General features: G+C 70.2%; 14 protein-coding genes. 3 read left to right on the forward strand and 11 right to left on the reverse strand.

Going from position 1 to position 13,501, the window contains the following annotated elements; translation table 11 throughout:
- Positions 1-8: 8 nt before the first annotated feature.
- The 5 genes from CYJ26_RS03640 to CYJ26_RS03660 all read right to left on the reverse strand — a co-directional run bounded on the left by CYJ26_RS03640 (position 9) and on the right by CYJ26_RS03660 (position 5,147).
- The gene (locus CYJ26_RS03640; protein ID WP_101637967.1) at positions 9-1,064 is read right to left on the reverse strand and encodes a HAMP domain-containing sensor histidine kinase; all 1,056 of its coding nucleotides are present in this window, start codon (positions 1,062-1,064) and stop codon (positions 9-11) included.
- Positions 1,065-1,252: 188 nt separating this feature from the next.
- On the reverse strand, positions 1,253-1,804 hold the full coding sequence (locus CYJ26_RS03645; RefSeq protein WP_269320475.1) for a response regulator transcription factor: 552 nt from the start codon (positions 1,802-1,804) through the stop codon (positions 1,253-1,255).
- Between the two features lie 365 nt (positions 1,805-2,169).
- Entirely contained in the window at positions 2,170-3,159 is a 990-nt protein-coding gene (galE, locus tag CYJ26_RS03650; RefSeq protein WP_024034479.1) for a UDP-glucose 4-epimerase GalE, read from the reverse strand.
- A 64-nt stretch (positions 3,160-3,223) separates the two neighbouring features.
- Positions 3,224-3,748, reverse strand: a complete 525-nt coding sequence (gene purE, locus CYJ26_RS03655; protein WP_006549006.1) for a 5-(carboxyamino)imidazole ribonucleotide mutase — start codon at positions 3,746-3,748, stop codon at positions 3,224-3,226.
- A gap of 43 nt (positions 3,749-3,791) precedes the next feature.
- Positions 3,792-5,147, reverse strand: coding sequence for a 5-(carboxyamino)imidazole ribonucleotide synthase (locus tag CYJ26_RS03660; RefSeq protein WP_374044888.1), 1,356 nt, complete (start codon positions 5,145-5,147; stop codon positions 3,792-3,794).
- Positions 5,148-5,180: 33 nt separating this feature from the next.
- Between CYJ26_RS03660 and CYJ26_RS03665 the strand changes: the two genes are divergently transcribed.
- The 3 genes from CYJ26_RS03665 to CYJ26_RS03675 all read left to right on the forward strand — a co-directional run bounded on the left by CYJ26_RS03665 (position 5,181) and on the right by CYJ26_RS03675 (position 7,946).
- Positions 5,181-6,500 (forward strand): hypothetical protein, encoded by a 1,320-nt coding sequence (locus CYJ26_RS03665; protein ID WP_034236829.1) that lies wholly within the window; start codon positions 5,181-5,183, stop codon positions 6,498-6,500.
- A 36-nt stretch (positions 6,501-6,536) separates the two neighbouring features.
- Positions 6,537-7,166 carry a GtrA family protein gene (locus tag CYJ26_RS03670; protein ID WP_034236828.1) on the forward strand — a complete coding sequence of 210 codons (630 nt, stop codon included), beginning with the start codon at positions 6,537-6,539 and terminating at the stop codon, positions 7,164-7,166.
- A gap of 105 nt (positions 7,167-7,271) precedes the next feature.
- The gene (locus tag CYJ26_RS03675) at positions 7,272-7,946 is read left to right on the forward strand and encodes a VTT domain-containing protein (RefSeq protein WP_024035143.1); all 675 of its coding nucleotides are present in this window, start codon (positions 7,272-7,274) and stop codon (positions 7,944-7,946) included.
- Between the two features lie 72 nt (positions 7,947-8,018).
- Here CYJ26_RS03675 and CYJ26_RS03680 read toward each other — a convergent pair whose 3' ends face one another.
- From CYJ26_RS03680 to CYJ26_RS03705, 6 genes are all read right to left on the reverse strand, one after another.
- Complete coding sequence (locus CYJ26_RS03680) at positions 8,019-8,564, reverse strand: hypothetical protein (RefSeq protein ID WP_180950840.1); 546 nt, start codon at positions 8,562-8,564, stop codon at positions 8,019-8,021.
- The gene (locus tag CYJ26_RS03685) at positions 8,509-9,156 is read right to left on the reverse strand and encodes an ABC transporter ATP-binding protein (protein WP_219619530.1); all 648 of its coding nucleotides are present in this window, start codon (positions 9,154-9,156) and stop codon (positions 8,509-8,511) included. Before CYJ26_RS03685 ends, CYJ26_RS03680 begins: the two co-directional genes overlap by 56 nt.
- Positions 9,157-9,235: 79 nt before the next feature.
- Positions 9,236-10,315: a sensor histidine kinase gene (locus CYJ26_RS03690; protein ID WP_048683457.1), complete on the reverse strand. Its 1,080-nt coding sequence runs from the start codon at positions 10,313-10,315 to the stop codon at positions 9,236-9,238.
- A gap of 99 nt (positions 10,316-10,414) precedes the next feature.
- Positions 10,415-11,083: a response regulator transcription factor gene (locus CYJ26_RS03695; RefSeq protein ID WP_006548998.1), complete on the reverse strand. Its 669-nt coding sequence runs from the start codon at positions 11,081-11,083 to the stop codon at positions 10,415-10,417.
- A 138-nt stretch (positions 11,084-11,221) separates the two neighbouring features.
- Complete coding sequence (locus CYJ26_RS03700; RefSeq protein WP_024035872.1) at positions 11,222-12,394, reverse strand: adenylate/guanylate cyclase domain-containing protein; 1,173 nt, start codon at positions 12,392-12,394, stop codon at positions 11,222-11,224.
- 90 nt (positions 12,395-12,484) lie between these two features.
- Entirely contained in the window at positions 12,485-13,486 is a 1,002-nt protein-coding gene (locus CYJ26_RS03705; RefSeq protein WP_244902011.1) for a biotin--[acetyl-CoA-carboxylase] ligase, read from the reverse strand.
- Between the last annotated feature and the right edge of the window lie 15 nt (positions 13,487-13,501).

Consider the following 13,501-nt stretch of genomic DNA (forward strand, 5'->3'; position numbering starts at 1 on the left):
GGCGCAGTTCAGGACTGCGCGGGCACCCGCAACGTCGTCACCAGCCCACCACGCTCACGCGCACGCAGGCTCAGCGTGCCGTCATGGGCGCGCACCACCGCGTCCACGATGGCCAGCCCCAGGCCGTAGCCGCTGCCTGACGCACGGTCCTGGCCCCGGACGAAGGGCTCGGTCAGGGACGCCAGGCTCTCGGCGTCGACCACGGGGCCGGTGTTGGTCACCGTGAGCATGAGCTCGCCGCCCCTGGACTCCAGCATGATCTCGACGACGCCGCCCACCGTGTTGTGACGCACGGCGTTGCGCAGCACGTTGAGCACCGCCTGGCGCAGGAGGCGGGAGTCGCCCAGGCACAGGGCCCAGGGCTCGTCCTCGTCCTGGCCCGGCCTGGCTGCTGCCTGGCCCGGCCTGGCTGCTGCCTGGCCGGGGTGGGCTCGCATGTCCAGCCTCACCCCAGCCTCCCGGGCCTCAGCGGCAACATCCTCCACCGCCTCGTGGACCAGCACCTCCAGGTCGCACGGACGCCGTCGCAGTCTCGCTGACTGCGCCTGGGCCAGGTCCAGCAGCGCGTCCACGGTCCGCGCGTTGCGGGCGTTGGTGGTTCTCACCCGCTCCAGCAGGTCACGCAACTCCTGGGCGTCAGCCTGAGGATCTGCCAAGGTGACGTCGATCATGGTCTGGATCGTGGCTAGCGGGGTCCTCAGCTCGTGGGAGGTGTTGGCCGCGAAACGCTGGTAAGAGCTCAGAGACTGCTCCAGGGAGTCAAGCATGGCGTCATAGACGTCCGCCCGCTCCCGGATCTCGTCACGCGGGCCGTCAAGGTCGAGCCGCTGGCTGAGGTCGCCGCGCGCAGCCTCTCGAGCAGCCGTGCTCATGGTCGCCAGGGGTGCCAGCACCTTGCCTGCCACGATCCAGCCGATCAGTCCCGAGGCCAGGGCAAGGGCAACCAGGACCACCACGGAGACACCCAGAATGGACAGGAGCAGCTCACGCATGACGGCGAGGTCGAGCTCAACACCGGCTGGTGTGTGCCCGGCCCCACCGAAGCTGATCTTGACCGAGGCCACCGAGGCTAGACCCCACCATCGCGATGAGGATCGCCCCTGCCCCCGTGACCAGCGCGACGTAGGTCAGGGTGAGCCGGGTACGGATCGCGGGCCGCCAGGGCCGAGGCGGCGGTGAGGTGTCCTGCGGGTGCTGATCGGGCTCGTCATGGGCGTCGTTGGTACGGTGTCGCAAACGTGTGGCCTCCGGCTCACTCACCGAAGCAGTAGCCGACGCCGGCAATCGTGTGGATCACGGGCAGTTCCCTGAGCCTCTTGCGAAGCTTGAAGATCGTCACCCTCACCGTGTTCGTGAAGGGATCGATGTTCTCGTCCCAGGCCTTCTCCAGCAGGGTCTCAGCGGACAGGACTCCGCCATCGGCCTCCATGAAGAGCTGGAGCACCGCGAACTCCTTGGGACTGAGCCGCACATTCTTGCCGTCCCGCAGGACCTCCCTCTTGAAGGGGTCGAGTCGCACGCCGTGAGACTCCAGCACCGGCCCCTGGGCCAGGTGCGTTCGCCTGCCCAGCGCACGCAAGCGCACCACGAGCTCGGGGAACTCGAAGGGCTTGGTGAGGTAGTCATTCGCCCCGAGCCGGAACCCGGCGACCCGGTCCTCCAGGGAGCGGGCGGCGGTCAGCATGAGGATGCGGACCTCGGGGTGGGTGCGAGACAGGGCGGCGCAGACCGTGTCTCCGTGGACGACGGGCAGGTCCCGGTCCAGGACGACGACGTCGTAGTCGTTGATCTCGACCTGCTCCAGGACCTAGGTGCCGTCAGAGACGACGTCGACCGCCATGGCCTGACGGCGCAGGCCCGTAGCGATTGCCTTGGCCAGGTAGGCCTCGTCCCCGGCGAGCAGAATGCGCACGTGCGCGACCTCCATCGTGTCTCGACGGTGCCGTTCACCTTGGAGCCCACGGCACCACCCCCGGTCTCCGGGCGGCCTAGCCACCTTAGGCGAGCGGCGCATAACGACAGCGTTAACACTGCCGTCATCTCTGTGCGCCAGCGGCGGTCCTGGCCTTGTCGCGTGCAGACACGGGCCTGATGTCCTACCAGCACATGCTGCCGTGTAGGACGTCAGGCCCGTGTCCCAAGCGTGTTGGTCTCGCCTTGGCAAGCGCCTCAGCCGAAGTGCGGACGGTTGGGGTCCGCCTGCCAGGAGGTGAAGGAGGAGGTGACGATGTCGTCAAGGTCGTGCTCGGCCTTCCACCCCAGGACCGTGCCGATGCGGGTGGCGTTGCCGATGAGCTGAGGCGGGTCGCCAGCGCGGCGCGGCAGCTCCTCCGGCTCCACCGCGAGCCGGGTGGCGGCGATGACCTTCGAGACGACCTCACGCACGCTCGCGCCCTGCCCGGTGCCCACGTTGAAGACGTGCTCGCTCATCTCCTCGCCGCTGGCCAGGTAGTCCAGCGCCGCGATGTGTGCCGCTGCCAGGTCACGCACGTGGATGTAGTCGCGGATGCAGGTGCCGTCCGGCGTGGGGTAGTCGGTGCCGAAGATCTTGGGGGTGTCTCCCTCGGCCAGGCGTTCGAGGACCATGGGGATGAGGTTGAGGGTCGCCATGTCTCCCAGGTCGTCCCAGCCCGCGCCAGCGACGTTGAAGTAGCGCAGGCCGGCCCAGCGCAGGCCCCAGGCGCGCTCGGCGTCAGCCATCATCCACTCGCCGATGAGCTTGGTCTCGCCGTAGGGGTTGATGGGGTGGCACTCGATGTCCTCAGGCACGACCTCCACCGGAGGCATGCCGTAGACGGCTGCGGAGGAGGAGAAGATCATCTGGTCCACACGGGCACGCTCCATGGCGAGCATCATGTTGGCCAGGCCGCCCACGTTCTGCTGGTAGTACCAGGCCGGACGCGCCACGGACTCCCCCACCTGCTTGCGGGCGGCAAAGTGGATGACGGCGGTGACCCCGCGGGACTCCATGACATCCGTCAGCTCCTGGACGGCCTCGTTGGAGGCGACGTCGAGCTGGAGAAGGTCTGCCCCCTCAACTCGCTCGGGCGTGCCGTAGGACAGGTCGTCGACCACGATCACCTCGTCCCCACGCTGAAGGAGAAGACGGACGACGTGGGCGCCGATGTATCCGGCGCCTCCGGCAACAAGGATGCTCATGGTGCCAGCCTAGTGGCACAGGCCTCCTCGCAGGCGGGTTGGAGGGCCTGACCTGCCTGGAGCCTCAGGCCTGGGCGCGGCGCTGGCGCAGGCGAGCGCCCTTGGCGTGAGCCACCTGCGCCAGCTCAGCCTGGAAGTCCCGCATGGCGCTGCGGATCCGCTCAGCCTCAGGGCCCTCGCCAGCTCCCAGGACCCGGGCCGCCAGGAGACCGGCATTACGGGCCCCGCCGATCGAGACGGTGGCCACCGGCACGCCGGCCGGCATCTGGACGATGGAGAGCAGGGAGTCCATCCCGTCGAGGTGCTTAAGCGGCACCGGGACACCGATGACCGGCAGCTCGGTGACGGCGGCGAGCATCCCGGGCAGGTGCGCCGCGCCGCCGGCTCCGGCGATGATGACGCGCAGGCCCCGGCTGGAGGCGGTGCGGCCGTAGTCGATCATCTCGGTGGGCATGCGGTGGGCGGAGACGACGTCGGCTTCGTAGCTGATGCCGAGCTCGTCCAGGGCCTGGGCCGCGGCCTCCATCGTGGGCCAGTCCGAGTCCGATCCCATGACGATGCCGACGACGGGCTGGGTGGTGGCGCTCATGAGCTTCCTTCTTCCGTTGGTGGTCAGTGGCTGGCGGGACGGTTCAGGCATCACCGCGTAGGACGGCGACGACGGCGCGGGCGCGCTCGCGCAGGGCCTCGGCCTCCTCAAGCGTGAGCGGCTGGGCCGGATCCCCTGGCAGGGTGAGGTTGACGTGCCCGAGCTTGCGCCCTGGGCGCCACTGCTTGCCGTAGAGGTGGATACGGGCCTGCGGGTCGACCGCGAGCGCGCGTGCCAGGGCGCCAGGGCCCGGCTCGTGCTGGCCACCGAGGTAGTTGACCATGACGGTGGCCCGGGCGACCGGCTCGGTCGAGCCCAGCGGCAGGTCGGCCACGGCCCGCAGATGCTGGGCGAACTGGCTCGTCACGGCCCCGTCCTGGGTCCAGTGACCAGAGTTGTGCGGGCGCATAGCCAGCTCGTTGACGTACAGCGCGGTGGGCTGGCCCGGCTCCTCGACGGCGAAGAGCTCGACGGCGAGGACTCCGGTCACCCCGAAGCCGGTGGCCACCGCGCGGCCGATGCGCTCGGCCTCCCGGACAGCGGCCTCATCCAGGCCCGGGGCCGGGGCGAGGACCTCGGAGCACACGCCGTCAGCCTGGACGGACTGGACCACGGGCCAGCAGGCGACCTCGCCGCTGGGGCTGCGCGCCAGCAGGACCGCCAGCTCACGGGTGAAGGCCACGGCCTCCTCCAGCAGCAAGCTGGTCACGGCCGCACCTCCCAGGCTTCCCCCGCCTCCGGTCTGAGCGCTGCGGCGTCCCTCACGCGCGGCAGCCGTCTGAGCAATCCACTGACTGGCCTCGCCCTGGTCAAGCTCAGCCGGAGAGTGCACCAGCAGGACCCCGTGACCGTCGTAACCGCCTCGTGGGGTCTTGATGACCAGGGGCCATCCTGTGACCTCACCGAAGGCGAGGATCTGAGCGCGCATCTCCTCCTGGCTGCCGGCGGCCTCGCTCCACCGAGGCTGAGGCAGGCCGGCCTGCGCCATCGCGCGGCGCATCGCGAGCTTGTCACGTGCCAGCTCCAGGGCAGCAGGGGTGGGCTGGACCGAGACCCCCTCGTCCTCAAGCTGACGCAGCAGATCCGCGTCCTGGTGCTCATGCTCGAAGGTGAGGACGTCAGCGGGTGCCGCGGCCTGCAAGCTGGCAGCGTCCTGACTGGGCCGAGCCTGTCCGGTCACCACCCGGCGGACTGCTGCGGCGTCGTCGGCCAGTCCCACGGGCGCGTCCACGGTGACCTGGGCGGTCGAGCCGTCCGGAGCCTCGACGAGCGCACGCAGGTGGATGCCCAGTGCGCTGGCCTCCTCCTGCATCATGCGGGCCAGCTGGCCTCCTCCGATGACGGCCACGACGGGCTCACGGTCAGTGACAGCGGGGGACACGGTGCGTGGAGCGCTCACAGGCCCAGGCTACCTGCCCCGTAGGCTGGACAGGTGCCCACCACCTCTCGCCTCGGCGTCGTGCCCGCTTCATCAGCCTCGGACGCCTCAGCCACCCCCACGCCCCCACCTCCGGCCGGGTCTCGGACCAGCCCCAGCTTCTCCCGCCTGCCCCGCACCGCGCAGGTCCTCCTCATCTGGGCCTGTGCCTCGGCGCTGACGGCCCTGCTGGCCCGCCTGGGCGCGCAGGACACTCCCGCCACGTACTGGGGGCCCGCGGCGCCGTCGTGGAGCACGCATGTGACCTTCTGGGACTCGGGGTGGTACCAGCGGATCCTTGAGGAGGGCTACCCCACCCAGCTGCCGCTGGACGAGTCAGGCAACGTAGCCCAGAGCACCTGGGCCTTCATGCCCTTGCTGCCGGTACTCGCTGGTCTGCTGACCTGGACCGGGATGTCCTTTACCGCCAGCGCGACGGTGGTGAGCCTGGCGTCCTCGGCGACGGCGGCCGTACTGACCGACCGTTGGCTGGCCCCGCGCGTGGGAGCCAGGACCTCGCTGTGGGCGGTGGTGCTGGCCTGGTCCGGTCCGTGCGCGCTCGTGCTGCAGATTCCCTATGCCGAGTCCCTGGCGCTGGCCCTGGCAACAGGCGCCTTGCTGGCGGTGAGCCGACGCCGTTTCCTCCTGGCTGCTCCGCTCGTGGCACTGGCCGCGATCGCTCGTCCCGTCGGGCTGCCGCTAGCCGTCGGCTTCGGGCTGTGGTGGCTGTGGGAGACGGCCAGCGACCGTGGCTGGCGCTGGGTACCAGCCCGAGTAGGCGCGGTGAGCGCCGAGGTGGTCCGGGACACTGACGTGCCCACGCCCCTGGCGGCCCAGGAGCGCCTGCAGCTGGCGGTCCTGACAGCGTGGAGCCTCGCCTGCGCCCTGGCCTGGCCCGCCCTGGCCTGGGCCACGACGGGACGGATGGATGCCTACACCGCGACTGAGACCGCGTGGCGGGGCAGCCACCTGGCGCCCTTCCAACCCTGGTTCACGCGTGCGGGCTGGTGGGTAGGCGACCACCTGGGCTGGGCGCTGCTCATGGCCGTGCTGGCCCTGACCGCGCTGGCGCTGGGCTCACGTGCGCTGCGGGCGCTGGGACCGGAGGCCTGGACCTGGTGCCTGGGCTACGTGCTCTACCTCCTGGCCTTCTTCGATCCCACCACCTCCCTGTTCCGCCTGCTCCTGCCGCTGACACCCCTGGCCTGGGCGCTGGCCTCGGCGTGCACCAAGCAAGGCCGCCTGGCACTGGCCTGTGCGTGCCTGGCCGGACAGGCTCTGTGGATCAGCTGGGTATGGGACTACTCCAGCATCTCGATCCTGTGGGTGCCCTAAGGGGCCACCACGCTGCCACGGCTTAGGATCACCCCCGTGCCCAGCGCAGAGATCAGCACCTCAGCCCAGTCAACCCCACCGACTTCCTTACGCGAACGCGTGGTGGCCTGGGTGCGCGAGTTCATCCAGTTCGGGCTGGTCGGGGCGTTGTCCTTCATCATCGACCTGAGCCTGTTCAACGTGCTGCAGCACGGGCCGATCGGCGTCCTGGCCGGGCACCCGAACACAGCCAACGTCGTCAGCGCGACGATCGCCACGATCTTCTCCTGGGTTGCCAACCGCTTGTGGACCTACCGGGGCCGCACCCAGGCCAACGTGGCTCGCGAGGCTCTCCTGTTCACCTTCGCCAACGTCGGCGGGGTGCTCATCACCCAGTTCTGTCTCTTCTTCAGCCACGAGGTCCTGGGCCTGCACTCGCCGCTGGCGGACAACGTGGCGGCCTACGTCGTCGGCTTTGTCCTGGGCACGGCCTTCCGCTTCGTCTTCTACCACTACATCGTCTTTACCGGTACCCCTGACCAGCCCGCCTCCCCCACCGCGGTCCACGGCGCCGTCGTCGGCGGGGTACCCGCCACCCGCGCAGGTGGCGGCCTCCCGGACGAGGCTGAGGAGCAGAGCGCGTCCCCCTCCTCCACGAACGTGCCCGATCGCACAGATGAGATGTGACGTGCCGGCCAGGCGGGCATGAGGATCCTTCCTTAGCCTGGCCCCGTGACCTCACTCGCAGCTGCCACAGCCCTGGCCACCAACCTGGCCTCGTCCCTACCTACTATGCCTGCTCCCGCCCTCGGGCCGGACTGGCTGGACCCGGCCAATATCATCACCACCTTCGTCGGATGGATCGGCCCGTGGGCCATCCTCGGCGTCATGCTCGTCATCTTCGCCGAGACCGGGCTGCTCGTCGGCTTCTTCCTGCCCGGTGACTCCCTGCTGTTCACGCTGGGGATGTTCGTGGCCATGGGCGAGGCCGACCCGACCAAGGGGGTCCCGGTCCACATCTGGATCGCTGCGCCGCTGGTGTGGCTGGCAGCCATCGCCGGTAACCAGACCGGCTACTTCATCGGTCACAAGGCCGGCCCCGCGATCTTCAACAAACCGGACTCGCGTCTGTTCAAGCAGGAGTACGTCGAGCGCACCAGTGCCTTCTTCGCCCGCCACGGTGGCAAGGCGGTTACCCTGGCGCAGTTCGTGCCGATCGTGCGTACCTTCACCCCCGTCATGGCAGGCGTGGGCAAGATGCACTACCGCCACTTCCTGGGCTTCAACCTCCTGGGAGCGACCTTCTGGGCTTTCGGCATCACGTGGCTGGGCTACTTCCTGGGCAACATCACCTGGATTCAGGAGAACATCGACATGATGATCCTGGCGATCGTCTTCGTCTCCCTGCTGCCGATGATCATCTCCGGCCTGGTCAGCAGGCTCAAGGCCAGGCGCGCAGGCGCCTGAGCCGCGGCTGGCCACGAGGCCTCGCCTGCCCACGCCACGCGCGGCAGACGAGGCCTCGTCGTCGAACCAGCCTCACGCGGTCATGAGGTCACGACGGCGCAGGCCCACGATCCCCGCCCCCACCAGGGCTGCGGCGACCACCGTCATGAGGGCCAAGGCGCCCCAAGAGACCTCCTGAGCCGGGTACTGGCCGATGTGGTGGAAGACGGAGGTGGCCAGCACGGCGTCGTCGAGCCCCATCATCTGCCCGAACACCGTCAGCATCGCCCCGTAGACCTCCAGCGCCCAGACCAGCCCCACCAGGCACGGGGCCACGCCGTAGAGCAGGAGGCCGGCTCCCAGCAGCACCCATGACTCCGGTACGTGGACCACCACGCTCACCAGTGCCGGCCACCACAGCCCGCCCTGACCGGTCGCGGCGACGGCGCCCACGGCCGTGCCCAGGCCGCACACCAGCGTCAGCCACAGGCTCCCGGCACCGGCGACCACGACCCATGCACCCATCCATCGCGCACACGAGACCGCCACGGAGAGCACGGGCTCGGTGCGACGCCCCTGCTCCTCAGCCTTGAGGCCCTGGACGGCGAGGATGGCGAAGACCGAGATCATGACGGACATGAAGACGCCCATGAAGCCGAGGAAGCCGTCCACGATTCCCTCCGCTCCCCAAACAGCTGAAGCAGCTCAGCGGGCATCGCGTCTGCGCCGTTGGCTCATCCAGGAGCAGCAGCTCAACGGGAGAGGCGAGCGCTGCGATGAGCGCGACCTTCTGCCGGTTTCCCTTGGAGTAGGTCCGTCCCTTCTTGCGGGGGGGGTCGAGCTCGAAGCGCTCGATGAGCTCATCCCTGCGCCGGGTATCGACCCCGCCACGCAGGCAGGTGAACAGGTCGATCGCCTCGCCTCCGGTCAGCCCCGACCACAGCTCGACGTCGCCAGGCACGTAGGCCAGGCGGCGGTGCAGCTCCACCGCGTCCCTCCAGGGGTCGCCTCCCAGCAGCCGCACGGTTCCGCGGTCCTGGCGCAGGATGCCCAGCAGGATCCTGATCGTGGTGGACTTGCCGGCGCCGTTGGGGCCCAGGAGGCCGTGGACCTCGCCAGGGGCCACGTGGAGGTCGAGGCCGTCGAGGGCGCAGACGGAGCCGTAGCGCTTGGTCAGGCCGGAGATGCTGATGGCTGCCTGGGCGGGGTCAGCATGCGTCGTGGTGCTCATGAGGCGCTCTCTGCGGGTGTCGGGACGGGGAGAGGTCAAGGCACGGCGGCCGCCTGGCCAGGAGATCGGGCTCTCGTGCTCAGAAACGACGACGGCGCCCCACGCTCACCAGGGCCCCTTGCGGCAGGACCTTGTTGGGGTCCAGACTCTTGGGCACGGCGTTGAGCAGCACGGAGAAGACCGGCGGGCGACGCTGGGACAGCTCGATCCGCCCGCCGTCGGCCTCCACCAGGTCCTTGGCCAGCGCCAGGCCTACCCCCGTGGAGCCGTGGCCCGAGACCGAGCGCTCGAAGACGGTCGGGGCCAGCTCGTCGCTGACGCCCTCGCCCTGGTCAGCGATGTCAATGAAGACGCCGTGCCCGCCCTTGGCGCTGCGCACGCTGACCGAGGTGGTCCCCGCCCCGTAGCGCAGCGAGTTCTCGATCACCGTGGCCAGGACCTGCGCCAGGGAGCCGGGGGTCGCCAGGACCGGCAGCCCCACCTCGTCCCGCAGCACGATCTCGCGCCCGGCAGCCTGGAAGGCCGGCTCCCACTCCTCCCGCTGCTGGTCAAAGACGTCGCTGAGGTGCAGCGCCTCGGTGCTCCCACCGCCGGTGCGCCGCGAGACCCGCAGGAGGTCCTGGACCACCCCGGTCAGCCGGTCGACCTGCTCGATGCAGGCACGCGCCTCCGCCCGGGTCTCCTCGTCCCCTGCCAGCAGCTCCATCTCCTCCAGGCGCAGGCTCAGCGAGGTCAGGGGCGTGCGCAGCTGGTGGGAGGCGTCCGAGGCGAACTGCCTCTCTGCCGCCAGGCGCCCGGCCACGCGCTCAGCCGATCGCACGAGCTCAGCCTGGACCAGGTCGATCTCCTCGATCCCTGAGCGTCGTAGGCGTGGACGCACCTGGCCGCTGCCCAGCTGCTCCGCCTCAGCCGCCAGGTAGATCAGCGGCGCCGAGATCCTCCGGGAGGCGCGCGCGGCCACGATATAGGCCGCGATGAGGGCCACGGCCGTCAGCGCCACGATCGTGAGGATCACCGTGACCACCACCTGCACGCGGTCCTCGGAGTCCCGCATCGAGCGCATGGCCAGGGAGACCCAGGCACCGCCCAGGGGCACACCGAGGATGAGGACGGCAACAAGGACCGCCCCCATGGTCATCTGCATGGCACGACGTCGCATCGGTGGTCAGCCTTCCTTCCGGTCGTGGGGAGCACAGCGCCCCGACCCCACCGGGGCCGGGGCGCTGAGTCGATCAAGCTGGAGCCACAGGCCCAGGACTCACACGGACAGTCGGTAGCCTCCGGCGTCCGCCACGAGCAGCGCAGGTGCCTCGACGTCGTCGCCAAGCTTGCGACGCAACCAGGTCACGTGCATGTCCAGCGCCTGCTGGCTGGCCGTCGGGTCCTCGCCCCAGACCTCCTTGAGGATGTCCTCGCTGGCCGTCACGGCACCGCCGGCGCGCACGAGCACCCGCAGGAGCTCGAACTCACGCGTGGTCAGCTGCAGCTCACGCGAGCCGACGAAGGCGCGGTGCTGCGCGACCTCGACCCGCACGTCCCCGACGCTCAGGTCCTCCTCGGTGGGCTCGCCCGAGGCGCGGCGCACCTGGGCGCGCACACGCGCCAGCAGCTCGGCCAGGCGGAAGGGCTTGGTCACGTAGTCGTCGGCACCCGCGTCCAGGCCGACGACGAGGTCGGTGGCCTCCGAGCGCGCCGTGAGCATGAGGATGGGGGTGGTCAGCCCCTGGGACCGCACCTGACGGGCCACGTCCAGGCCGTCGATGTCAGGCAGTCCCAGGTCCAGCACGATGATGTCAGCGTCGGCGACCTCGGCGAGGGCGCCCTTGCCGGTGCCGTGGGCGCGCACCTCGTAGCCCTCACGCCCGAAGGCGCGAGCCAGCGGCTCGGAGATGGCCGGATCGTCTTCGACAAGAAGCACAGTCGTCATACCTACGGATCGTAGGCGACTGAAAGCCCTCACGTCATCATCCGGGCGGATGAATTGTGACTGCCGTCTCGCACCGTGGCCCTCTCAGCTCCCCCGCAGGGGAGGAACCGACCCGGTCGCGAGGCGACCACAAGGGCGTCAGCGTCCGCCGCCAGCCCGCTCCAGGGACCAGGGCACGATGTTGCCCAGCCCCTTGGCCACCACCTCGTGGCACTCACGCACCACGTAGCGCTGCGCCTGGGGCCCGCGCATGATGGCGCGGGCGGTCGGCTCATCCATGCGGATCCCGCCAGGCTCAGCGGTGTCCACCAGACGGGAGGCGAGGTTGACCGGCGGGCCAAAGACGTCCCCCGAGCGCGAGACCACCCGCCCCTGTACCAAGGAGGCACGCACCCGAATCATCTCCGGCCCGCGCTGAAGCTCCTCGACCAGGGCGGTGACGACTCCGGCAGCGGTCGTCACGTCGTCGGCGATGTACATGACGGCATCACCGATGGTCTTGACCACGCGGGCGCCGCGGGAGGTCACGACGTCGCGCGCCGTGTTCTCGAAGTCCGTCAGCATGGTCTCCAGCTCCGTGCGCCCCATGGTCTGGGCCCGCTGGGTGAAGGAGACGATGTCGACAAAGCCGAGGGAGCGAGTCAGCGGGTACAGGTCCGGCCCGGCCTCCTCCTTGCCGCGCTTGGCCACCTCGGACTCGGTGCGCGAGAGCAGGGCCGTCAGGTGCCGGCGCCAGACGTAGTCGAGCTGGGTGCGCAGCGGCTCTAACAGCTCCTCGATCCGGTCCAGCGCCACGAGCCGGGCCGAGGTGTCATCAAGGTCGTAACGCTGGGCGACGTCGGAGACGAGGGTCTCCAGCTGCCACAAGACCAGGCGGTCCATCGTGTAGGACTGGGCACGCAGCATCTCCAGTGCGCTGGAGGTGGCCAGGCCGCCAACAGCCCCCTGGCCGCCGACGCATCCTGAACCGTCCTGCGAGGCCTGCCCACCCAGGCCAACCACCTCGGCCAGAGCCCGCAGTGCCTCGACGTCAGCCTCAGTGAAGCGCACGGCGTCCGGCTGGGCGTCAGCGAAGCCCATCGCCCTCCAGAAGCGGCGCGCCAGCTCCACGCCGGTCCCGGCCTCCTGAGCCACCTGCTGGAGCGTGAGGCTGGGCACGGCCCCGAGCAACCGCTTCTCGTGACCGCTGATCGTGTCCCAGGCGGCCGGGTGCGGCGCAGTTCCATCAACGCCAACACGGTCAGGGGCACAGGCACCGATGCCGGGTGAGGGCGTCTCCGGCAGGTCTGAGGTCTGCGGACGGGAAGGCATGCGGGGCCCGCCTCCTACGGGCTGGTGGGGCTCAGGCTGGTCAGTCACCACGCAACAGTAGCGCAGATCACATGAGAACGCTCACCCGGGCTACTCGCCCTCCCGAGCCTCCTCCACGTCACCGGCCTGGACCAGGACCTCGCCCTGCGCGCCTCGCAGCACGAGGCCAGGGCGCAGGTCGATCACCTCGCCACGCACCACCCCGGCGGGGGTGCGCACACGCACTCGCCGGCCCAGGCTCCAGCACACCTCGCGCAGCCGCCCACCCAGGCCCGCGTGCCGGCCCTGGCGGTCCGGGTCGCCGTCGTCCGCCTCCCACTGGTCCACGAGCCGCGCCAGGTGAGCGGCCAGGCGCTGCGCCACCTCCTCAACCTCCACCTGCCAGCCGGCAGCCGCCAGGGAGATCGCCCAGTCCACCGGCAGCTGCTCCGGGCGCTGACCCACGTTGAGCCCGATGCCCAGGACGACGGCGGGCGCTTGGTCCCGCTTCTGCGGGCGCCAGGCGTCATCCGCCTTCCCCAGTGCCTCGGCAGGCAGGACGAGCTCCGTGAGGACCCCGGCCACCTTGCGCGCCCGCCCCCAGCCAGGCACCTGGTCCAGGCCGGCACAGGTGCTCTCAGGCGCAGGAAGGAGGACGACGTCGTTCGGCCACTTCGTGGCGACCCTCCAGCCGCGCTGGGCCAGGCAGGCGTCCTCGGTCAAGGCGTCGTGGATCGCCAGGCCGGCCAGAAGCGGCAGCCAGGCCAGGCGGTCCAGGGGCACCACGGGCCGCAGCACGAAGGAGATGGTCAGCGCACCACGCGGCGGGGTGGTCCACACGTGTGCGCCTCGGCCTCGGCCCGCCGTCTGCTCCACGGCTCGCAGGCTGGACAGGTGCGGCCAGGCACGGGCCGCTCGCAGGTCCAGTAGGCCGTCCACGCCCGTCAGCGCCGAGCGCAGGTCGTCATTGGTTGACCCGGTGCGTGGGACCAGGACGTGACGAGGAGCGCGCGGCGCAGCCTCGTGCCCTGCCAGCCGCCCGGTCAGCTCCTGGACGGCAGTGCGCGCCGGGGCGTCAGGCTCATCCGGGTCAGTCGGGCAGGAGTGGTGCACACCCTGACCCTAGTG

Source organism: Actinomyces urogenitalis (assembly GCF_002861525.1).
Classification (GTDB): Bacteria; Actinomycetota; Actinomycetes; order Actinomycetales; family Actinomycetaceae; genus Actinomyces; species Actinomyces urogenitalis.

Bases quoted from the DNA above. Each gene is read 5' to 3' on its own strand.
- galE (WP_024034479.1), bottom strand. From the start codon at position 3,159: ATGAGCATCCTTGTTGCCGGAGGCGCCGGATACATCGGCGCCCACGTC.
- purE (WP_006549006.1), bottom strand. From the start codon at position 3,748: ATGAGCGCCACCACCCAGCCCGTCGTCGGCATCGTCATGGGATCGGAC.
- CYJ26_RS03675 (WP_024035143.1), top strand. From the start codon at position 7,272: ATGCCTGCTCCCGCCCTCGGGCCGGACTGGCTGGACCCGGCCAATATC.
- CYJ26_RS03680 (WP_180950840.1), bottom strand. From the start codon at position 8,564: ATGTCCGTCATGATCTCGGTCTTCGCCATCCTCGCCGTCCAGGGCCTC.
- CYJ26_RS03685 (WP_219619530.1), bottom strand. From the start codon at position 9,156: ATGAGCACCACGACGCATGCTGACCCCGCCCAGGCAGCCATCAGCATC.
- CYJ26_RS03690 (WP_048683457.1), bottom strand. From the start codon at position 10,315: ATGCGACGTCGTGCCATGCAGATGACCATGGGGGCGGTCCTTGTTGCC.
- CYJ26_RS03695 (WP_006548998.1), bottom strand. From the start codon at position 11,083: ATGACGACTGTGCTTCTTGTCGAAGACGATCCGGCCATCTCCGAGCCG.
- CYJ26_RS03700 (WP_024035872.1), bottom strand. From the start codon at position 12,394: ATGCCTTCCCGTCCGCAGACCTCAGACCTGCCGGAGACGCCCTCACCC.